The sequence below is a fragment of the Ruegeria sp. YTSC325 genome (assembly GCF_059609525.1).
Map to the genome: position 1 here is coordinate 73,765 of NZ_JBXWLY010000007.1, position 21,827 is coordinate 95,591.

General features: G+C 58.4%; 17 protein-coding genes. 13 read left to right on the forward strand and 4 right to left on the reverse strand.

Translation table 11 applies throughout. The annotated features are described in order from the left end of the window. Positions 1-31: 31 nt before the first annotated feature. The 3 genes from AC2FF7_RS11860 (at position 32) to AC2FF7_RS11870 (ending at position 3,767) form a co-directional block, all read left to right on the forward strand. Positions 32-1,444 carry an Ig-like domain-containing protein gene (locus tag AC2FF7_RS11860; protein WP_496905676.1) on the forward strand — a complete coding sequence of 471 codons (1,413 nt, stop codon included), beginning with the start codon at positions 32-34 and terminating at the stop codon, positions 1,442-1,444. A 78-nt stretch (positions 1,445-1,522) separates the two neighbouring features. Further along, positions 1,523-3,328: an ABCB family ABC transporter ATP-binding protein/permease gene (locus AC2FF7_RS11865; protein ID WP_496905709.1), complete on the forward strand. Its 1,806-nt coding sequence runs from the start codon at positions 1,523-1,525 to the stop codon at positions 3,326-3,328. Between the two features lie 40 nt (positions 3,329-3,368). Continuing rightward, on the forward strand, positions 3,369-3,767 hold the full coding sequence (locus tag AC2FF7_RS11870; RefSeq protein ID WP_170354569.1) for a DUF2147 domain-containing protein: 399 nt from the start codon (positions 3,369-3,371) through the stop codon (positions 3,765-3,767). Positions 3,768-3,800: 33 nt separating this feature from the next. On the opposite strand, the gene AC2FF7_RS11875 is transcribed toward AC2FF7_RS11870, so the two are convergent. Then, entirely contained in the window at positions 3,801-7,562 is a 3,762-nt protein-coding gene (locus tag AC2FF7_RS11875; RefSeq protein WP_496905677.1) for an efflux RND transporter permease subunit, read from the reverse strand. Beyond that, positions 7,559-8,791, reverse strand: coding sequence for an efflux RND transporter periplasmic adaptor subunit (locus AC2FF7_RS11880; RefSeq protein WP_170752513.1), 1,233 nt, complete (start codon positions 8,789-8,791; stop codon positions 7,559-7,561). Before AC2FF7_RS11880 ends, AC2FF7_RS11875 begins: the two co-directional genes overlap by 4 nt. A 225-nt stretch (positions 8,792-9,016) precedes the next feature. Here AC2FF7_RS11880 and AC2FF7_RS11885 point away from each other — a divergent pair, with 225 nt between their 5' ends. The 5 genes from AC2FF7_RS11885 (at position 9,017) to AC2FF7_RS11905 (ending at position 14,370) form a co-directional block, all read left to right on the forward strand. Continuing rightward, positions 9,017-9,688 carry a hypothetical protein gene (locus AC2FF7_RS11885; RefSeq protein ID WP_170354566.1) on the forward strand — a complete coding sequence of 224 codons (672 nt, stop codon included), beginning with the start codon at positions 9,017-9,019 and terminating at the stop codon, positions 9,686-9,688. A 41-nt stretch (positions 9,689-9,729) separates the two neighbouring features. After that, a complete protein-coding gene (locus tag AC2FF7_RS11890; protein WP_480865842.1) occupies positions 9,730-11,052 on the forward strand; it encodes a PQQ-like beta-propeller repeat protein in 1,323 nt (440 codons plus the stop codon). A 48-nt stretch (positions 11,053-11,100) separates the two neighbouring features. After that, on the forward strand, positions 11,101-12,564 hold the full coding sequence (gene der, locus AC2FF7_RS11895) for a ribosome biogenesis GTPase Der (protein ID WP_480865840.1): 1,464 nt from the start codon (positions 11,101-11,103) through the stop codon (positions 12,562-12,564). Positions 12,565-12,729: 165 nt separating this feature from the next. After that, positions 12,730-13,716, forward strand: coding sequence for a fatty acid desaturase (locus tag AC2FF7_RS11900; protein WP_170752519.1), 987 nt, complete (start codon positions 12,730-12,732; stop codon positions 13,714-13,716). 78 nt (positions 13,717-13,794) lie between these two features. Then, on the forward strand, positions 13,795-14,370 hold the full coding sequence (locus AC2FF7_RS11905) for a helix-hairpin-helix domain-containing protein (protein WP_496848967.1): 576 nt from the start codon (positions 13,795-13,797) through the stop codon (positions 14,368-14,370). 55 nt (positions 14,371-14,425) lie between these two features. Here AC2FF7_RS11905 and serS read toward each other — a convergent pair whose 3' ends face one another. After that, positions 14,426-15,718 carry a serine--tRNA ligase gene (gene serS, locus AC2FF7_RS11910; protein ID WP_496905678.1) on the reverse strand — a complete coding sequence of 431 codons (1,293 nt, stop codon included), beginning with the start codon at positions 15,716-15,718 and terminating at the stop codon, positions 14,426-14,428. A 72-nt stretch (positions 15,719-15,790) separates the two neighbouring features. Continuing rightward, positions 15,791-17,452: a mechanosensitive ion channel family protein gene (locus tag AC2FF7_RS11915; protein ID WP_480865835.1), complete on the reverse strand. Its 1,662-nt coding sequence runs from the start codon at positions 17,450-17,452 to the stop codon at positions 15,791-15,793. 202 nt (positions 17,453-17,654) lie between these two features. On the opposite strand from AC2FF7_RS11915, the gene yajC reads away from it, so the two are divergent. Genes yajC through AC2FF7_RS11940 form a run of 5 tightly spaced genes read left to right on the forward strand, consistent with a single transcriptional unit; the run spans position 17,655 to position 21,711 of the window. After that, complete coding sequence (gene yajC / locus AC2FF7_RS11920; protein ID WP_170325331.1) at positions 17,655-17,942, forward strand: preprotein translocase subunit YajC; 288 nt, start codon at positions 17,655-17,657, stop codon at positions 17,940-17,942. A 33-nt stretch (positions 17,943-17,975) separates the two neighbouring features. After that, on the forward strand, positions 17,976-19,637 hold the full coding sequence (gene secD / locus AC2FF7_RS11925; RefSeq protein ID WP_496905679.1) for a protein translocase subunit SecD: 1,662 nt from the start codon (positions 17,976-17,978) through the stop codon (positions 19,635-19,637). A gap of 2 nt (positions 19,638-19,639) precedes the next feature. Next, positions 19,640-20,608 carry a protein translocase subunit SecF gene (secF, locus tag AC2FF7_RS11930; RefSeq protein ID WP_170752525.1) on the forward strand — a complete coding sequence of 323 codons (969 nt, stop codon included), beginning with the start codon at positions 19,640-19,642 and terminating at the stop codon, positions 20,606-20,608. Next, positions 20,589-21,347 (forward strand): TSUP family transporter, encoded by a 759-nt coding sequence (locus AC2FF7_RS11935; protein WP_170752526.1) that lies wholly within the window; start codon positions 20,589-20,591, stop codon positions 21,345-21,347. Before secF ends, AC2FF7_RS11935 begins: the two co-directional genes overlap by 20 nt. A gap of 10 nt (positions 21,348-21,357) precedes the next feature. Next, a complete protein-coding gene (locus tag AC2FF7_RS11940; protein ID WP_480865830.1) occupies positions 21,358-21,711 on the forward strand; it encodes an Mth938-like domain-containing protein in 354 nt (117 codons plus the stop codon). Positions 21,712-21,827 lie beyond the last annotated feature (116 nt).

Consider the following 21,827-nt stretch of genomic DNA (forward strand, 5'->3'; position numbering starts at 1 on the left):
AGCATTTGCGCTGCGGAGTGAAAGGAAAAAAATGGACGCCAAGTCGGGAAGCGAAAGCACCGGTCCTGTCACCTGGGGGGTGATCATCGGGATACTGGTTCTGGTCGGGGCCACAGGGGCCTATATGTCCGGGGTGTTTGACCAAGAGCCCGAAGGGTCGGGCGCTCAAACGGATGTGGCAGATCAGCCGGTTCAAGACACCGCAACAGAGCAAAGCGCGGCCGTGTCCGAGGGTGAAGGCAGCAAACCAAGCCCTTCGGAAAACACAGAAGCGGCTGAGACCGAGGCTCCCGCAGAGCCGAAAGTAGAAACGGCCCAAGCAGAAACTGAAGCGGCGCCCGAAGTGTCACCGCCGACTCTTGATCAGATATTCGTTGAACCGGACGGGAACGCGGTTCTGTCCGGCTCGGCTGAGCCAGGTGCTTTGGTGCGCGTCCTGCTGGATGGGGAAACTCTGCACAGCTTTACGGTCGACGGCAGCGGCCAGTTTGCCGTATTCGTCACGATCCCGTTCGCCAACACCGCGCGGGGGCTTGTGTTGGAGACAGACAAAGACGATCAGCCGGTCCGGTCGGATGACTACTTGATCGCTGCCTTACCCGAGCCCAAGGTCGAAATTACGGCGGCTGAACCCGCTGAAGACGCACCGGCAACGCCCGAAGCGCGGGAATCCTCTTCGGCAGGTGCTGAAACTGCGCAGACTGAGACGTCAGTGCCCGAGGATGATCAGGTCGCGAGCGCCAGTCAGCAGTCCGACGATGAACAGAACGAGACGGGCGCCCCGACACAGGGCGGCGAACAGCTAGACACCGCGCAAGCGGAAACCGCTCCGACCGCGGATGCTGTGCTTGACGCTCCGGAAGAGCCTGTGCAGGAAGAAACCCAAAATCAACAGGTTGCGATACTGCGTTCGGGTGAAGACGGGGTTGAGCTGGTGCAACCTGCGTCTCCGCAGGACAGCGCATCGGATCAGGTTGCACTGGACACTATCGGGTATTCTGACGCCGGTGATGTCGAGTTGACGGGCCGCGTGCCTGATGGTTCGGTGGTGCGCCTTTACTTGAACAACCGATTGGTTGCGGATTTGCCGCCAACCGATGACGGTAAGTGGCGCAGCGAGCTTGAGGGGGTCGACCCCGGTGTTTACACCTTGCGGGTGGATGAGGTCGGTACGGACGGAACCGTCGTCAGCCGTCTTGAGACGCCCTTCAAACGCGAACCTCTAGAAGTTCTGCGTGCCGCTGATGCCGCCAATGGGTCTGCCGCACCCGATGCGCCGGTCATCCGTTCGGTCACTGTTCAGGAGGGCGACACGTTGTGGGCAATCTCGCGTGATCGCTATGGGGATGGGCTTTTGTTCGTGCGTGTGTTCGAAGCCAACCGCAATGCGATCCGTGATCCTGATCTGATCTATCCAGGGCAGGTCTTCACCATTCCCGAGTAATCCTGTACTTCTGACCCTCTTGGGTCAGGGGCCAATCTCTGACCGCAGGTTTGGTACGTGATGAGACGAGCAGCCCATATGCATTCCGACGACATGCCCCAGGTCGACGAACGCCATTCCGGCTGGCGAACGATCCGCAAGGTCGCCCCCTATCTATGGCCCGAGGATGAGCCATGGGTGAAACGACGTGTCGTTATCGCCATGAGTATGTTGGTTATCGCCAAGCTGATCGCTGTCTACACGCCGATCCTTTACAAGGGCGCGGTTGACAGCCTTGCCGCCGAGGGGGTGCCTCCGCTCGCACTCGGAGCCGTTGGGCTGACGGTCGCTTACGGTGTTGCGCGGATGATGACGGTGGGGTTCCAGCAGTTGCGCGATGCGGCGTTTGCACCTGTCGGTCAGCGGGCATTGCGGGCCTTGGCGCTTGAGACCTTTCAGCACATACACCAATTGTCGATGCGCTATCACGTGACCCGCCGTACCGGTGGCCTTAGCCGGATCATCGAGCGTGGCGTCAAGGGGGTCGATTTTCTACTGCGATTCCTATTGTTCTCTATCGGGCCTTTGATCCTTGAGCTGCTATTGGTTGCGATCATCCTGATGTGGTTGTTCGACGTGTGGTATCTGGTTGTGGTCGCGGTCACCATCGCGCTGTACATCTGGTTCACTTTTGCGGTGACAGAATGGCGCGTAAAATTGCGCCGTGAGATGAACGATCAGGACACCGAAGCCAACCAACGCGCCATCGATAGTCTGCTGAATTTTGAAACCGTCAAGTATTTCAATGCGGAAGAACGCGAAGCTGAGCGGTATGACGTGTCGATGAAGGCTTACGCTGGGGCCGCGCTCAAAACGGCGTACTCATTGGCTTTCCTGAATTTCGGGCAGTCCTTCCTGATTACCTGTGGGTTGATCGGGGTCATGGTGCTGGCCGCGCTGGGCGTGCAAGCGGGTACATTAACCGTGGGCGATTTCGTGATGGTGAATGCCTACATGATCCAGATTACAGTGCCTTTGAACTTTCTGGGAACGGTCTATCGTGAGATCCGGCAGGCTCTGGTTGATATGGGGCAGATGTTCGATCTGTTAGAGCAGCCGGCCGAGGTAACGGATAAGCCCAATGCGCCCGCGCTGGATGTGACCGGCGGCGAGGTGACGCTACAGGATGTCCGGTTTGGGTATGATCCTGACCGTGAAATCCTGAAGGGCGTGTCGTTGACCGTTCCTGCGGGGCAGACTGTGGCAATCGTGGGGGCAACAGGGTCGGGTAAATCCACAATAGGGCGTCTGCTGTTTCGGTTCTATGATGTGACCGGCGGGGCATTGAAAATCGACGGGCAGGACGTACGGGACGTGTCGCAAACCAGCCTGCATTCGGCCATCGGAGTTGTCCCGCAGGATACCGTATTGTTCAACGATACGATCCGCTACAACATCGCGTACGGCCGCAATGGTGCCACGCAAGAGGATGTCGAAGCCGCCGCAAGAGCGGCGCAAATCCACGACTTTATCGTTACGTTGCCTGAAGGCTATGACACCAAGGTTGGGGAACGTGGGCTGAAACTTTCAGGCGGGGAAAAGCAGCGGGTTGGGATCGCGCGCACGTTGCTCAAGAACCCTCCGATCCTCTTGCTGGACGAAGCGACATCGGCGCTGGATACCGACACCGAGCAAGAGATCAAGGACGCGTTGGCCCAAGCTGGCAAAGGACGCACGGTGCTGACCATTGCCCATCGTCTTAGCACAATCGCCGAGTCCGATCGTATTGTTGTGTTGGAACGTGGCGAGATCATCGAACAAGGCACTCATGACGAATTGCTGCAGCGTGAAGGGCGGTACGCGCAATTGTGGAACCGGCAGCAATCGGACGCGCAAGCAGCGTAATCTTGTGCTAGACTTCGGGATATTCTCCGGAGGTGTTGGAATGCGTCAGTTTTCGTGGATATCCTTTGTTTGCGTGGCAACGCTGACATGCAGTGCAGCTTGGGCCGGAGATGACCCGATCATAGGCGTCTGGAAGACCGAGCCGGATCGCAAGAACCTGACGTCGCACATCAAGATTACCGCGTGTGGCGATGCGTTTTGCGGGCAAATCCTGTCGGCGTATGACGCGTCGGGCAAAGAGGTTCAGACGCCCAACATCGGTAAGAAACTGTTTTGGGATGTGACCAGCGAAGGCAATGGCAAATACGGAGGGGGCGAATTCTGGGTTCCCCTGATTGACGTGGATGCCGTGCCGCAGATGACGCTTGAGGGCGATACTTTGCGGGTGAAGGGCTGCGAGCATCATATCTGCGCTCATCAATCCTGGACGCGCCTGTAAGGAAGCGGGGCCGGCACTGCCGACCCCGATGTATTACTCAGCGGCCCTAAGAGGTGACCCCGGTGGAGTGTCCTTGCGCGGGTCTTCGGGTTTGTCGTCCCAGATCACTTCGGCCGATTGTGCTTCAAGTGCAGCCTTGTCTGTCTCCATGTCCTGGGCGACCTGGCTGGACTGACCGCTAGACGCACGAACCACAAGTTTCGCAAGCAACACTGCATAGGTCGAAACCCAGACGCGCAGGGCTAGGAATGATGGCGTGACGATCAGGGTCAGGATGGTTGCAATTCCCAAACCAAAGACCACGGCTGTTGCAAGTTGCTTCCACCACAGCGCAGTCGGGCTGTCGATGGAATAACCACCGTTGATAAAGTCCAGCGACAGGCCGAACATCATCGGGGTCAGACCTGCCATAGTGGTCAGGGTGGTTAGCAGAACCGGGCGAATACGGGCCTCGGCGGTGCGGATGATCGCCTCGATCCGAGGCATGTAGCGGCTGTATTCCTGATAGGTGTCGATCAGAACAATGTTATTGTTCACCACGATCCCGGCCAAAGCTACGATCCCTGTACCCGTCATGATGATCGAGAAGGGCTGCTGCATCACCATCATGCCCAGCAACACTCCGGTGGTCGACAGCACCACCGCCAACAGCACCAGAACCGAGTTGTAGAAGCTGTTGAATTGCGCCAACAGGATCACGAACATCAACCCCAGTGCACCCAAGAATGCATTGGCAAGGAAAGCCCCGGATTCGGCCTGTTCCTCTTGGTCGCCGGTCCATTCCCAAGAGATCGCCGGACCAAAGGGGTTCGTGTCCAGCCATTCTGTCAGCACTGCAATGCGTTCGTTGGGGTTCACCGGCGAGATCGACGCGGACCCTTCGTCGATCAACGCCTGAAGGGCGCCCACGTTTTCAGACCCGGTCAGCAACACAACATCGTACTCAACGCCGTTGGTGCCAGTCAGGCTTAGATCGGTTGCGGTCGTGTCTGCAGCGACCTGTCGCAGCACGGCCAACCTTGTGGAGGTACCGTCAGCGGCCTGAGTTGTAACCTTGCTGAGGCCCGGTTCCACATCCGCCTTCACATCGAAGTATCGCTGCTGGTCGACACGGTTGATCTCGGCCAGTTTTGCAACCGGCTGGCGGGTGACAAAGTTGGAAAGCGGGACCAGTCCGTCGGCTGTCCGGACTTTCAGAGTATCCAGCGTCGACAAGACGCGATCTTCATCGGGCAGGCGGACACGGATCTCGATCTCTTCATCGACCGTTTCGGGGCGCATTTCCCCCAGCAAAAGGCCGCGTGTGACCAGTTGCACCATCGCGCCAACGGTCGCTACATCCGCGCCAAACCGGCCCGCTTTTGCGACGTCGACGTCAATCTGCCAGTCGATACCCGGCAGCGGGAGGGTGTCCTCGATCTTGATCAGGCCGGGAGTTCTATCGAACACCGCCCGCGCGGCAGTCGTGGCGGCTGTCAGCTGCTCTCGGTTGTCGCCCTTGAGGCGCAGGTGCACCGGTTTGGCCGAAGCCGGGCCTTGTTCCAAGGGCAGGATCTCGACCACGATCCCTGGCAACGTCGCCAGTTCCGCGTTCAACTGATCCAGAACGAAGTCACCGTCATACTCCGGAGCGATCGTCTGGCGGTCCAAAAGGCCAAAGAGGATCGGCTCGGACAGGGTAGGGCGGTCCTCCCACGGGATAATCTCGAACTGTACGCGACCGATCGTGTCGGCCGGTGCCTGTGCGCCACCGTTGTTCTGGTTCAGCCCCCCTTCACCCGCAAACGAAAACACATTGATGACCGCAGGATGGGCACCAATGATTTGCTCGGCAGCCAGCACCATCTCGTCTTTTTCCGCCAACGAGATATTGCCCCGTGCGCGGACATAGGCCGTGGCCTGCTCTGGCTCGCTTTCGACAAAGAACTCGACCCCGCGGTTGTTATTGCCGTAGGCGAACATGACCGCCATCACCAGAATGGCAACGACGACGATGGAAACGACCGGCATGATCGGGTTGCCAACCAGAAACTTGATGAAATGCCCGAACCGAGTGTGTTCGCGCACAGTATGCACGTGCTGATCCGGAGCGCGCTCGATCTTGATCGCGCTCAGCGTGATCGACCCGGCAAAAGCTCCGAGGATGAACAGAACCGCGCCCAACAAAAGGCCACCCGCAGGAATCAGGAAGGCTGGGTTCAACATTTGCATCGCGCCCAGGAACATCAGCAGAAGGGCGGGCGGCACCATCAGGGCGCGCATGTTCCATGAGAACCTCGCACGTAGCCAGTGCGAGGCGCGGTCAAACATACGGCTCAGACGGCCCGAAACACCGCCCATGACCGGCAGGTAGATTAGGGCAACGATCAACGAGGCTGACAGAACAAAGATCAGGGTGACCGGAAGCATGCCCATGAACTCACCCGGTACACCGGGCCAGAACAGCATGGGCAGAAACGCGCACAGCGTTGTCGCGGTCGAGGACACGATGGGCCAGAACATCCGCTGGGCGGCTTCGACATAGGCGTGCATTGGCCCGACGCCGTCCTTGATGCGTTTGTCAGCATACTCCACGACAACGATCGCGCCGTCGACCAGCATGCCCACCGCAAGGATCAGACCAAACATAACGATGTTTGAGATGCTGACACCCATAACTGCAAGAAAGGCGAAACACAAAAGGAACGAGGTCGGAATGGCGAACCCAACCAGCAGGGCTGCACGTGTACCCAATGCGGCCAGCACCACGATCATAACCAGTGCAATCGCCGTCAGGACCGAGCCTTCGAGCTGGCTAACCATTGATCCGACGATGCGGCTTTGGTCGTTCGATGTGCCAAGCTGGATCGCGGCCTGCATCTCGGGCGGCCATTTGGTGCGAGCCTCGGCAATGGTCTTTTTGACGTCTTCAACCGTGTCTATCAGGTTGAAGCCCTTGCGCTTGACTACCTGCAAGGCGACGGTGGATTCGCTGTTGAACCGGGCAGTGCCTTCGCGATCCTCGAACGTATAATTGATCTGCGCCAGCTCTCCCATCGTGACGACGCGGTCACCGTTCACCTTGACCGGCAGGTCATACACGTCCTGAGCCGTTTTGAACGATGAAGGAATCTTGACCGAGAAGGTACCTTGTTCGGTTTCGACCTCACCGGCTGCAATCAGTTGGTTGTTGTTCTGGACGACGTTGATCAATTCAGCGGCCGTGACGTCATAAGCCTCAAGCCGCAACGGGTCGATGATGACCTCAAGCAGTTCGTCCCGGTTGCCCGCAATGCCGGCTTCCAGAACCGAGTCCATGGCCTCAAGATCGTCCTGCAAATCTTTGGCAACGCGCGCCATCGTGCGTTCGGGGACTGCTCCGGTCAGGTTGACGATCACGATCGGGAATTCGGAAAAGTTGATCTCGGTCAGGGAATACTGTTCGGCCCCGTCCGGAAACTCGGCCTGAGCACTGTTCATCGCGTCGCGCACATCGGCCATGATGGCTGTCTTGTCCCAGCCAAAGTCGAACTCGAGCGCGACCCCGGCGTAGCTTTCTGCCGCCGTCGAGGTCATCTCTTTCAGGCCGTCCAGGTCGGCCAGCTCGGTCTCCATCGGTTTGACCAGAAGGTTCTCAGAGTCTTCGGCCGAGATCCCTGGAAACTGAACCGAAACGAACAGGGCAGGGATTTCGATGTCCGGCTCGCCTTCCTTGGGCAGGCCAACATAGGCAAAACCACCGATCACCAGCGAAATCGCGATAAAGGCGAGGACCATGCGGGCCCGGCCAGCGGCCCAACTGACGATACCGGTCATTCGGAGGGTTCCTTGTATGTAGGCTCAACCGTCACACCGCTGGTTACGAATTCCTGACCAACAACAATCACGTCAACGGTTTCGGGCAACCCACCCAACCACACGCCCTCTGACGAGTCGCGCAGCAGACTGACAGGCTTGAAGTCGACCACGTTGCCACTGCCGATCGTCCGTATGCCCACTTTTCCTTCGTGGTTCAGGGTCAGGGCCGATTGCGGCAGCAGATGCGCCTTGGCGCCTTCCGCGGCAATGCGGATATCCGCAGTCTGACCGTCGCGGATCGAAAGATCGGGGTTGGGAACGGTAACTTCAACTTCGAAGGTTCGCGTGGTTTCGTCGGCCGATCGGCTCAGAAATGTGACGCGACCGGCGACCTGCAGCCCGGTCACCAATGTTGCCGAGGCCTCGGACCCGACAATCACACGGTTGACCTCGGCTTCGGGGACAAACCCAACCAACTTGATTGGGTCCAGCTGAATCACGGTCGCACACAAAGACCCCGGTTGCATGAGACTCCCCAGTTCAGCCGTATCGCTTTCCAGCAGACCGTCAAAAGGTGCCTCAATGGTCTGACGATCAATTTCGCGCCGCGCGGCTTCGACTTCGGCGATGGCGGCTTCAATGCCTGCGCGGGTCGCCTCAAGCCCCGCCTCGGCGGTCTTGATCCCTGCCTCGGCTGTGCGCATGGCCGCCTGGCTTGAAATTTTGCGCGTTTCCGAGCCGAACCCGGTTTCAGACAGGCGCTCGGCGGCGGTCAGATTGATCTCGGCCTCTGCGACCAGGGCGTGCGCCTCTTCCAGACGGGCTTCGGCTTCGGGGATACGGCTTTCGGCCTCCAGCTTGCCCGCCATGGCCTCGGCCAGGCTGGCTGGACGCGTGCCCGGATCAAGTTCACACAGCAAGTCGCCGGCTTTCACAAAGCTGCCCTTACGTTTGGGATCTGAGATCACGGTCGAGGTTGTTTCGGCCAGAACTTCGACCTGCCGGTTGGCTTTCGTCTGCCCACGCAGCAGAACAGCACTGTCAATTTCGCGTGCGGATGACCTAACGGCAACAACACCGACGACGGCCTGAGAAGCCCCCGAAACAGCCTCACCTTGTGCGTCAGAAGCGACATTTTCGTCGGCTTCCGCACGGCCAGCCAAAGCGAAAAGGGCGTCGCGTTCGAAGACTAGCAGAAACAGCGCGACGACAACGAGCAAGGCATTTACCAGTGAAATCAAACGCATGTAGAATTTCTCCCAGAATTCTTCGCCAAGATTTCTTCGGCGCTCAGGCATAAATGTGGGCCTGATTATGTATCTTTTCTACGCTGAACTGAATAGTTTGGTTCACATTTTTGCGCAACCCTGACGGGATAGGGTGAAAATGTGCGAATTCCGGCCCTTGGCTTGGCAAGGGTGCCGGGGTATGACATGGCGCCATACACCACTGACACAGCCCGGAGGGCAGGGATGAGCGACGTCGACAGTTTTATTGATGAGGTGACCGAAGAGGTGCGCCGAGACCGCCTTTACCTGCTGTTGCGCCGGTGGGGGTGGATTGGTGTCCTGCTTGTGGTTCTTATCGTCGGCGGTGCCGCGTTCAACGAAATCCGCAAATCGCGGGCAACTTCGCAGGCTCAGGATTTAGGCGACGCGATTCTTGCAGCGCTGGCCAAGAACGACTCGGGTGAACGCGCGACTGATCTTGCAGCAGTCGAGAGTGCCTCGCCGGGTGGTGACGCTGTTCTGAACATGCTGCTGTCCGCATCACAGGTTGAAGCCGGATCCGAGCAGGATGCAGTGGATAGCCTGAACACGATTGCGGTTCAGGGGGACCTGCCAGAAATCTACCGTGCAATTGCCGCTTTCAAAGCGCTGCTGTTGCAAAGCGATACGATGCCCGCGGCAGACCGCCGCCAACAATTCGAGGCGCTGGCTGCGCCCGGTGCACCGCTGCGGTTGCTGGCTGAAGAACAACTGGCGCTGATAGACGTCGCCGAGGGTAACACCGATGCGGCTATCGAACGGTTGCAGACATTGCGCCAGGATGCCGAGATCGGTGCTGACCTGCAGCAGCGCGCTGCGCAACTGATTGTGGCCCTTGGGGGCGTACCGGAACCCTTGGTGGCCCGTCAGGGCTGACCTGCGGCGCAAACAACACTGACAGACGAGTTCGGATCATCATGGTAACAAGTCTCTTTTCTCGCGTTGGAGTGTCGGTCGCATTGGCCTCTGTCACGCTTTTGGCGGCATGTGAGGAACCTCAGGTCATCCTGCCCGGCGTCCGCGAGGATATTCGTCCAGCCTCGGACAATGAAGCAGTCGAGACACGCGGATCGAAACCGATCAGCCTGCCTGCACAACAGGCCAACGCCAATTGGTCGCAAAGTCCCGGCACTGTTGCCTATCGTACAACGCACCCGCAACTGCGTGCGACCCCTCAACGGGTTTGGTCGGCGTCGATTGGGAAAGGGGATTCGCGTAAACAACGGATCACAGCAGAGCCCGTCGTCGCAGGCGGATTGATCTACACGCTGGATTCCGAGGCTAATGTGACCGCGACCTCGACCCAGGGTCAGAAAGCTTGGAGCACGAACCTTATTCCCGCAAATGATGGTGACGAGGACGCAACCGGCGGCGGAATGGCGTATGCGAACGGGGTGCTTTACGTGTCGTCCGGGTTTGGCCGTCTGACAGCACTGGATGGCAAGACTGGGGCAATCCGCTGGCAAAAGCGCTTGAACGCGACAGGAAGTGGCGCGCCACTGGTCAACGATGGGCTGCTCTATCTGGTCGCAGGGGACGAAACAGGTTGGGCCGTGGATACCAGCAACGGACGCATTGCCTGGCAGATTCAAGGCACACCGAGCGTGGGTAATGTTCTGGGGGCTCCGGCCCCTGTGATCGCGCAGGATTTTGCGGTGTTTGCATTTGGATCCGGCGATGTGGCGGCCACTTTCCGCAAGGGCGGAATTCGTCGCTGGAATGCTTCGGTCGCCGGAGGGCGTCGAGGACGGGCGGCGGCCCAGATCGTGGATGTTACCGGTGGGCCGATGGTGGCCGGGGACACTATCTATATTGGCAACCACTCGGGTCGGACCGTGGCGTTCGAGATCGGATCGGGCGAGCGGAAATGGACCGCCGATGAAGGTGCAATTGACACTGTATGGCCGGTTGGCGGAAGCCTGTTTCAGATCAGCGACCGCAGCCAGTTGGTGCGTCTGGACTCATCCGATGGGGCGGTCATATGGGCGCAGGATCTGCCGGGTTTTGTCAAGGACAAGCCCAATCGCCGAGGACCGATCGTTGCCCATTATGGGCCCATTCTGGCTGGGGGGCGCATTGTTGTTGCCTCGAATGACGGCTTTGTACGGTTCTTCAATCCCGTTGACGGGACGCTGTTAAACCGTGTGGAAGTGCCTGGCGGGGCGACAACTGCGCCGGTTGTAGCGGGGCAGACGCTGTATGTCGTATCGAGCAAAGGTGATCTACACGCTTTCCGTTGACGCGAAGATGCGCTAAAGGGCGCGTCTGAGTCTTGAAAGTTGAATGTTATGTCGCTGACCCTCGCCATCGTGGGGCGCCCCAATGTGGGCAAATCCACCCTGTTCAATCGCCTTGTGGGCAAACGCTTGGCCCTGGTCGACGACCAGCCAGGCGTGACGCGAGACCTGCGCGAAGGCGAGGGGCGTCTGGCGGATCTGCGCTTTACCGTGATCGACACCGCCGGGCTTGAGGACGCGACCGATGACAGCTTGCAGGGCCGGATGCGCCGTCTGACCGAGCGTGCGGTGGACATGGCCGATGTCTGCCTTTTCATGATCGACGCGCGGGTTGGCGTGACACCGACCGACGAGCTTTTCGCTGATATCCTGCGCAAACGTTCGAAACATGTGATCCTTGCGGCGAACAAGGCCGAAGGCTCGGCCGCCGATGCCGGTGTGCTTGAGGCTTATAACCTTGGCCTTGGCGAGCCTGTCCGCCTGTCGGGTGAACACGGCGAGGGGATGACAGACCTTTATACCCAGTTGATGCCTCTGGCCGACGCGGCCGAAGAGCAGGCGCAGGATGAGGCCCCGGAAACCGATATCGAACTGGATGAGGATGGTGAGGGCGAAACGCCTCTGATCACTGCGGCCAAGCCGTTGCAGGTGGCCGTAGTAGGTCGCCCAAATGCAGGCAAATCTACGCTGATCAATAAGATCATGGGCGAGGACCGTTTGCTGACAGGCCCCGAGGCCGGGATTACCCGCGACGCGATCAGCCTACGTATTGACTGGGCTGACCCGGATGGCGATAGCACGCCGATGCGGATTTTCGACACGGCGGGTATGCGCAAAAAGGCAAAAGTTCAGGAAAAGTTGGAAAAGCTATCCGTCTCGGACGGCCTGCGCGCGGTGAAATTCGCCGAGGTCGTGGTGGTCCTGCTGGACGCGGCGATTCCGTTTGAACAGCAAGACCTTCGCATCGCCGATCTGGCCGAGCGTGAGGGCCGTGCGGTCGTGATCGCGGTGAACAAGTGGGATATCGAAGAGGACAAGCAGGAGAAACTGCGCGACCTCAAGGAATCCTTCGAACGTCTGCTGCCGCAGTTGCGCGGCGCGCCTCTGATCACCGTGTCTGCGAAAACAGGCCGGGGACTGGAGCGCTTGCGCTCTGCCATCCTGCGGGCCCATGATGTGTGGAACCGCCGTGTACCGACTGCGGCGCTGAACCGGTGGCTGACCGCAATGCTGGAGCAGCACCCGCCGCCAGCGCCGCAAGGTCGCCGAATCAAACTGCGCTATATGACACAGGCCAAAACCCGCCCGCCGGGATTTGTGGTGATGTGCTCGCACCCTGACAAGATGCCCGAAAGCTATAACCGCTATCTGGTCAATGGTCTGCGAGAGGATTTTGACATGCCCGGCACACCCATCCGCCTGACGCTGCGCGGGCAGGGTGACAAGAACCCATACAAGGGACGGCGCAAGAAAAACGCTGGTGCTTTAGCCAAGCATCTCAAAGGTCGCGCGTAACTGCGCCAATTTTCAGCATTTTCAGCGGTAGGGCGTGACATGCCTCGAACTGCGCGCTAGCATTCAAGCGCGTGCATCTGTTTTTGCACGCACGGGTTGCATGCGGAGATTCCGCGCTTAATTTCATGTTGATATTGAACCGGGCCATCGTGAGGGGCGGGCTGGATGGATCTTAGGGAATACACACGACAATACGCAGTCCAGGACAATCGCCTGGCTGCACTGAGTTACTTTGGAACTTTTGCCGTTTATTTTACGTCGCTGGCGCTGGCGATTGCATATGTGGATCAATGGTTCATCATGATCCCTGCCGGAGTAGTTTTTGCCTTCTCAGCTGTGCGGCTTTACGTCTTGCAGCATGATTGCGGGCATCACTCACTGTTCGAGACGCGCCAGCAAAACGAGTGGGCGGGGCACGGGCTGTCCCCCTTCACATTTGCCCCTTTTGAAGTGATGAAGCAGAACCATAACCTTCACCACTCGGGCATAGGCAATCTGGAACATCGCGAAACCGGTGAAATCCACACCATGACCCTGCGTGAATGGAATGAGGCAGACTGGAAAACCCGTTTTTTCTATCGCCTTTATCGCAATCCGTTCATTCTGGTTCCAGTAGGTGCGTTGTTTACCTATTTCATTCGTTATCGCTGGCCCAAAAACACTGTCCGGTTTGGGGTGGCGGGGGTGGTACTGCACAACCTGTCGATCGTCGTATTTTTGGGTCTGCTTTACCTCATCGCTGGCGGTACCGGCGTTTTGGTGTGGATTGTGTTCTCATTTCTGGGCGGGATGCTGGGTGTGTTCCTTGTGTACCTCCAGCACAATTTCGAGGACACCTACTGGGACCGCCGTCCCGACCTTGACCCCAAGCTGGCAGCTTTGCATGGTTCCTCTGCGCTGGATTTCGGCTGGTGGTTCGACAATGCTGTCGCTTGCATCACGTTGCACGACATCCATCATTTCAATGCGCGTATCCCATCCTATCGGCTGCGCGAATGCCACTATAACCTTCCTGCCGAATATACGCCCCGCCGGATCAAGTTCCCCGAGGCCGTCGCGGCACTGAACCTCAAGCTGTGGGACGAGGATGCCAAACGACTGGTACCGTTCCCAAAGAAGACGCGGACAACAAATCTGGCCCATAGCAGCTAGCGTATAGATCATATTCGCTTGCGGAATTGTATATTCTGTGTATATACAATTTATTGGGCGATGAAGAAAGGACAAAGAATGACCGCAGTGACCAATGTCAAAGGTGTAGGCGAAGCGTTGGGAAAAGCGCTTGTAGCCAATGGCTTCAAAACAGCCGAAGCCATTGCCAAAGCAAACCCCGCTGATCTGGTCAAGGTCCCGCGAATTGGGGCGGCGCGCGCTCCTTTGTTGATTGCCGCCGCGAAAGAGGCGGTGTCGTCCAAACCTGCAACCAAACCCACTGCAAAACCTGCCGCACGTCGGACGGCCGTACGCAAACCGGCCACGCGTAAACCTGCGGCTCGCAAGACCGTGGCCGCTGCCGCCGCTGAAAAACGTGCGCAAGAGGCGGCGCGTAAAGCGACCGAGGAGAAAGCAGCAGCAGAAGCTGCCGAAGCAAAGGCAAAGAAAAAGGCCAAAGCTAAGGCCAAGGCTGAAAAAGCGGCGAAGAAACGGGCAGAGATGGAAGCCGTGTTCTCGAAAGCCAAGGATAAGGTGAAGGCCAAGACGAAGAAGGGCAAAAAGTCCAAAAAGGACGACAAAGCCAAAGACAGTAAGAAAAAAGATGACAAGAAGAGTGGCAAGAAAAAGGATAAGAAAAAGGCGAAGAAGTAAGACCTCTTCGCCCCTTGATCTTGTTGTAACCTGCGGCTGCGGCGCGCCGGTTTTCTTATGCCAGCGTTCCGTCCGTTTGCAGCGTCAGCTTGCCTCCTAGATAGGGCGAGAGCACCTCGGGCAGGGTGACGGTGCCATCGGCGTTCTGCCCGTTTTCCAGCACCGCAATCAGGCAACGCCCGACCGCCAGACCCGAGCCGTTCAGCGTGTGGACATATTCCGGTTTACCGCCGCCTTCGGGACGGAATCGTGCGTTCATGCGACGAGCCTGAAAATCACCACAGCTCGAAACCGAGCTGATCTCACGATACGTGTTCTGACCGGGCAGCCACGCTTCGATGTCATAAGTGCGGCGCGCGCCAAAGCCCATGTCGCCGGTGCAGAGGATCACAGTGCGATAGGGCACGCCCAGCTCCTCCAGAATCCCTTCGGCGCAGCGCAGCATGCGTTTCTGCTCGTCGTCCGAATTGTCCGGATGCGTGACCGAGACCATCTCGACCTTTTCGAATTGGTGCTGGCGCAGCATCCCGCGTGTGTCTTTGCCTGCCGAACCGGCCTCAGACCGGAAGCACAGCGAATGCGCGGTATAGCGGCGGGGCAGGTAGTTTTCCTCGATCATCGTGTCGTTGACGATATTGGTCAGCGAGACCTCGGACGTCGGGATCAGCCACCAGCCTTCGCGGGTCTGATAGCTGTCCTCTCCGAATTTCGGCAATTGGCCGGTGCCCTGCATCATTTCCGACAGAACCAGTACGGGGCCGTTCACCTCGGTCAGTTCGTTTTCATTGATATGCGTGTCCAGCATGAACTGCGCCAACGCGCGGTGGATGCGGGCGACGCCGCCGGATAGCAGCACAAAACGCGAGCCGGACAGTTTAGCGGCAGTTTCAAAATCCATACCGGTCTGAACGGCGTCGATCTCAAAATGCTCTTTCGGGTTAAAGTCCAGCTCGCGCGGGTTGCCCCAGCGGTTGACCTCGACATTGTCGTTTTCATCCGCGCCTTCGGGCACGTCCTCGGCGGGCAGGTTGGCGATGCGGATTAGTTGATCCGCAAGCAGAGCGTCCAGGTCCTTGGCCTCGGTCTGCATTTGGGCGATCTCGGCCTTTTTCTCGGCTACCAGCGCGCGCAGGCGTTCGAACTCGGCCTCATCACCGCGCGCTTTGGCAGCACCGACCTCTTTGCTGGCCTTGTTCTGTTCGGCCTGTGCGGTCTCAGCGGCCAAAATTTTAGCGCGGCGGCTTTCGTCCAACCGCAGCAGGTCCGACGACACCGGCGCGTCCCCACGGCGCGCAAGGGCGGCGTCGAAGGCGGCAGGGTTTTCGCGAATGGCGCGGATGTCGTGCATGTCTCAGATCCTTGAATGCGTGAATCACTGAGACCGCTTATGCACCATCTGAACCGCAGGGTGTAGCACCGGTTACGACTTATCCGCTCCCTCGTGGGATTCATGCGCCAGATGGCCATCCCATTCTCCGACCGGGATCTTGGGTTCGGGTGGATCAGCCATGTAAGATGGGGTCATGATCTGTACTCCGTTTTCATTAAAAACGGCCACGATATTGCGGTGCAGGTCGGATCGGATCTTGGGAATGATGCTGCCCCGCGTGCTATAGCCGTTGATCTGGTAATTGATCGCGTAATCGGCCAAAGCCGTCCACAAAACAAAGGGTTCGGGCTTGGCTTTGATCCCTTTGGTTCGGCGGGCGGCCTCGATCAGCATGGCCTCGACCTTTTCGGGCGGTTCTTCATATCCGATGCCGACGGTGGTGTGCAGCAGCAGCCCGCTGCCATCGGTTTTCTTTGAGAAATTCACCACGTCCGAGTTCATCAGCTGCGCGTTGGGGATCGAGATCAGTTCGTTCTTGATGGATTTCAGATGTGTCTCCATCAGCTTGATCTGAACCACGTCGCCAATGTGGTCGCCAATCTGAATGCGATCCCCGATTGAGGTCGAGCGGCGGTAAATGACGAACAGCCCGGCCAGCATGTTCGACACGACCGAGTTCGCACCTAGTGACAGCATCGCGCCTACAAGAATGGTCAAGCCTTGAAAAGCAGCGGAATCTGATCCCGGAATGTAAGGAACGGCAAAGACCAGCGCGATCAGGATGACGACGACGCGTGCGATGTTGAAAGTTGGACTCACCCAGTGTTTTTCAAAATCCCCCAGATCGAATGACCCGGCCTCGACGGCGTCAAAGAACACTCGCATGCCCCGAATGATATAAAGCGTGACCCAGCTGATTAGACCCAGCATGATCAAGTTGGGTATGTAACTAAGGATGCCCTTGAAGATCAGTAGAACAGGCTCAGTCAGGTAAGTCAGCAGAAGCTGCGCAAAGTACCGGGTTTCTGCAAAGGCGAGCAGGACGAAGGACAGATAATAGTAGAAACCCAGAAAGAAGATCACCAGCAGAACGAAATTCAGGCCATATCGAACCAGTGCGGCAATTGCTTCAGCCTGAACGCTTTTGGCGGTGGCAGTCTCCACGTCCTTCAGATGCCGTTGTACGAATTTCAGCGTCTTGCGTCTGATCCTGCGATGCAGCCAAAGGATTATTGCAACAAAGATAGCAAAGCCGATTGTCCATGCGGTGGCTTCGATCGCTCCGGAAACTCGCGCTTGATCAGTTCGATTGGACCTGTAGGCCTGGATCGCTTGCTCAATGGCCTCGCCATGGAGAAAACCGAGAACTTCCAGTTCAATTTGCTCCAGTTCCGCGTCGGCGACTGTCACAACCGATACCGACAGTCCGTCGACCAGTATGCGTGTGCCGAGTTCAGTATCCTCATAAGTGATTGTGACTTCGAGGCTATCCGAAGCTTCGGCCGCTTCTATTATTTTTTCCTGTACTGCTTCGGCGCGTTCCGATGCTGGTAGTGCACTGGAACCACGTAAGAAAAACAGAGTATCACCGTCCACGATAACGGGTGCTTTGAAAGTCTCGGATTGTTCTTCATTTTCGACAGGGACTTCGACCGTTTCCTGACCAGAAGCAGGCACCGCACAAAGGCAAACCCATACTGTCGTGACCAGTATCTGAAGTAGCAATCCCAGTTTCAGATGAATGTGCGCCATTGGACCCCCCGCGGTTCAACTATATCGACGCAAGCGCTTGTTTCTAGGACTTAACTGCAACGCTTGGCCAAATCTTTGCGCATTATCTAAGTTTGGGTGCAAAAACCTGTACCGCCATTCCTTGCAAACAGTCAGTTCAAAGAATAGGTTCTCGCAAAATTTGCGGGCCTTTCCGCAAACACCAAACCAAAAGGAATATCCCATGGAAGGTGGCGCAATCGCCCAGTTTCTCCCGCTGATCCTGATCTTTGCGATCATGTATTTCTTGCTGATCCGTCCGCAGCAGAAAAAGATGAAGGAACATCAGGCCATGGTCGAGGCCGTGCGCCGGGGCGATCAGGTCGTCACCCAAGGTGGTCTGATCGGCAAAGTATCGAAGGTCAAGGAAGGCGAGAACGAGATTGAGGTCGAGCTGGCTGAAAACGTCAAGGTCCGTGTTGTTAAATCGACCATCGCTCAGGTTCTGAACAAGACCGAGCCTGCGAAGTAATTTCGCGCGATATCTCGTTGAAAAGGCAGGGTAATGCTGCAAATTGATACCTGGAATCGGGTTCTGATCTGGTCGGTCTGCGTGATCGGCTTGCTCATGGCCCTGCCGAATGCGTTCTACACGCGCGTCGAGCAATCCAACGATGCCAAAGCCGCGATCGAGCTTGGCATCGACACCCCAGACATGCAGGCTGAGGCGGCGCAGTGGCCGAATTGGCTGCCGTCCTCGCTGGTCAATCTGGGGCTGGACCTGCGCGGCGGCGCGCATCTTTTGGCCGAGGTTAAGGTCGGCGATGTCTACGAATCCCGCATGGATGCCATGTGGCCGGAAATCCGCGACGCACTGCGGGATGAGCGCGCCACCGTGGGAACCATCCGCCGTCAGAACTCGGCGCCCGATGAGATTCGCGTGCGCATCAGCCAGCCCGAGGGGATGACCCGTGCTCTTGAGGTCGTGCGCGGTTTAGCCCGTCAGGTCCAGACGCTTTCGGGCGTTGGCGCGACGGATATCGAAGCCCGCGCCGAGGGTGACACCATCGTTGTGCAACTGTCGGATGCCGAAAAGCTGGCCTCAGACGACCGCACCGTGCGCCAATCGCTTGAGATCATCCGCCGCCGGATTGACGAGGTCGGCACCCGCGAGCCCACGATTCAACGCCAAGGCGCGGATCGTATCCTGATTCAGGTGCCAGGCATCGGCTCGGCGGGTGAGCTGAAGGACATCATCGGCACGACCGCCCAACTGACCTTCAATCCCGTCGGCGGTCGCACCACCGACGCAGATGCAACGCCGGGTATCGGGCAGGAAGTTGTGCCCTCGATTGACGAAGAGGGCGTGTATTACATCATCGACTCGGCCCCTGTTGTAACGGGTGAGGAGCTGGTCGATGCCCAGCCCGCGTTCGACCAGAACGGCCGCCCGGCGGTCAGCTTCCGGTTCAACACCTCGGGCGCGCGTAAATTCGGCGACTATACGCTGGAAAACATCGGTGCGCCGTTTGCGATTGTGCTGGATGATGAGGTGATCTCGGCCCCTGTGATCCAGAGCCACATTCCGGGCGGGTCGGGCATCATCACCGGTAATTTTACCGTCGAGGAAAGCACTAATCTGGCCGTCCTGCTGCGCGCAGGCGCGCTGCCTGCTGGGTTGGATTTCCTGGAAGAGCGCACCATCGGCCCAGAGCTTGGGCAAGATAGCATCGACGCTGGCAAAGTGGCGACCATCGTGGCCTTTGTGGCTGTGCTGGTCTTTATGGCGCTCAGCTATGGTTTGTTCGGTATCTTCGCCAATATCGCGTTGATCCTGAACGTCGGGCTGCTCTTTGGCCTGTTGTCGCTGATAGGGGCCACGCTGACCCTGCCGGGGATCGCGGGGATCGTGCTGACGGTCGGCATGGCGGTGGATGCCAACGTGCTGATCTTTGAACGTATCCGCGAGGAACTGAAATCCGCCCGAGGTCCGGCCCGTGCAATTGAACTGGGTTATGAAAAGGCACTGTCGGCCATTCTGGACGCGAACGTCACCACATTCATCACGGCGACGATCCTGTTTGCCATGGGTAGCGGCCCGGTACGCGGCTTTGCCATTACTCTGGGTCTGGGTATCCTCACCTCGGTCTTCACCGCGATCTTCGTGACGCGCCTGATGATCGTGATGTGGTTCGAACGCCGCCGCCCGAAAACGATCGAGGTTTGATCATGAGACTGAAACTTGTCCCGCAGGAAACTTCGTTCGATTTCTTCAGCCGCTGGAAGGTCTGGCTGGGCATTTCCGGCCTGATGATGGTCGTGGCCTTCACGTCCTTCATGCTGCAAGGTCTGAACTTCGGCATCGACTTCCGGGGCGGCACCACGATCCGCACCCAATCCGCGCAAGAGATAGACGTCGGTGCCTATCGCGACGCCATCGCGCCGCTGGAATTGGGAGATGTCACCATCACCGAGATTTTCGACCCGACCTTTGGCGAGGACGAAAACGTCGCCATGATCCGCATTCAGGCGCAAGCCGACGCCGAGGCGGTCTCGGCCGCGACGGTAACGGCTGTGGAAGAGGCATTAAAGGCGGCAACCCCCGATATTCAATTCGTGTCGGTCGAATCCGTCGGCCCCAAAGTTTCGGGTGAGTTGATCCAGACCGCCGTGATCGCCGTTGTCCTCGCGATCGGGGCCGTGCTGGTCTATATCTGGCTACGGTTCGAATGGCAGTTTGCCCTGGGGGCGGTTGCGGCCCTTGTGCATGACGTGATCCTGACCATCGGCATCTTTTCGGAACTGCAAATCCGCTTCGATCTGGCGATCATCGCCGCTCTGCTGACCATCGTGGGCTATTCGCTGAACGACACGGTGGTTGTCTTTGACCGGGTGCGTGAAAACCTGCGGAAGTACAAGAAGAAAGACCTGAAAGAGGTGTTGAACATCTCGATCAATGAGACCCTCAGCCGGACGGTCATGACCTCGGTCACAACCTTGCTGGCGCTGATCTCGCTTTATGTGCTGGGCGGAGACGTCATCCGTGGCTTTGTCTTCGCGATGATCTGGGGCGTGATCGTGGGGACGTATTCCTCGGTCTTTGTGGCCTCGACCATCCTGCTGTGGCTGGGTGTCAAACGCGACTGGTCCAAGCCGTCGAATACGGCGGGCAACCAGTTTGCAAACGTCGACGCCTGATTTTATCGGCCAGTCCCCGGCGGGGCTGGCCGTTATTCTTTTTGCGGCCTTCCTCAGCGGTATCGTGCGCGGGTTTTCCGGCTTTGGCACCGCTCTGATCTTCTTGCCCATCGCGACACCTTATCTCGGCCCGTTCGGCGCGCTGATCGGCCTGACCATCATGGACATCTTCGGGCCGCTCCCCAACCTGCGCCGCGCGTGGCGCGAGGTTGAGCGGGGCGATCTGATCCGCCTTGTGGCCGGATGCGCGCTGATCTTGCCCGTTGGCCTTTGGGTGCTGACGCAGGTCGACCCGGATGTGTTTCGATACGCTGTCAGCCTGTTGGCCCTCGCGATGCTGGCCATCCTGATCCTGGGCCTGCGCTACCACGGTCCTGTCGGCCGCGCGATGGTGGTCGGGATCGGCTGCGCGGCGGGGTTCCTGGGCGGAGTAGCGGGCTTGCCAGGCCCCGCCGTGATCCTGTTCTACATGTCGCGCCCTCTGCCAGTTACCGTCATCCGCGCAACGATCCTGCTATTTCTGTTCGCGTTTGACTTCCTGCTGTTCGGCTATCTGACCGGAATGGGCCGCGTAACCCTCGCGGCCGCGCTGCTGGGCCTCATGCTTGCCATCCCCAATCTGATCGGTAACTGGCTGGGCGGGAAATTGTTCCGCCCCGAATACGAGCGGCTATACCGCGCCGCCGCATATGTTGCGATTGCACTTGCCGCCTTGTCGGGCCTGCCAGTTTGGGGCTAAAAAACCCTCTATGCGCCTTAACGAGATCACCTATACCAACGCCACCCCGATAGACGGCTACGGCCCCGGCTTTTTTCGCATCGGCGGACAGGTCCACGATGGTCCGGTTCTAACCGGCCCAAACGGAACAACCGGGTGGAACGGGTATGACGACCAAACACCTCTGCTAAACCTTGCCGATCATATCGACGTGCTGTTCATCGGCACCGGTGCCGAGCTGACCCATATCTCGGCCACCCTGCGCCGTACGCTCGAAGACGCAGGCATCGGCGTCGAGATCATGAATTCTCCGGCCGCCTGCCGCAGCTACAATGTGTTGCTTTCTGAGGGTCGCCGTATCGCGATGGCCGCACTCCCTGTCTGAAGGATCCTCCTTCATCTGGCCATAAATACCTCGGGGAGCGTGAGGGGCTGGCCCCTCACTCCTGACCTGACCACACAAAGCCACCGTCAAAGCTCTGCGGCAATTCCCACCTTTTG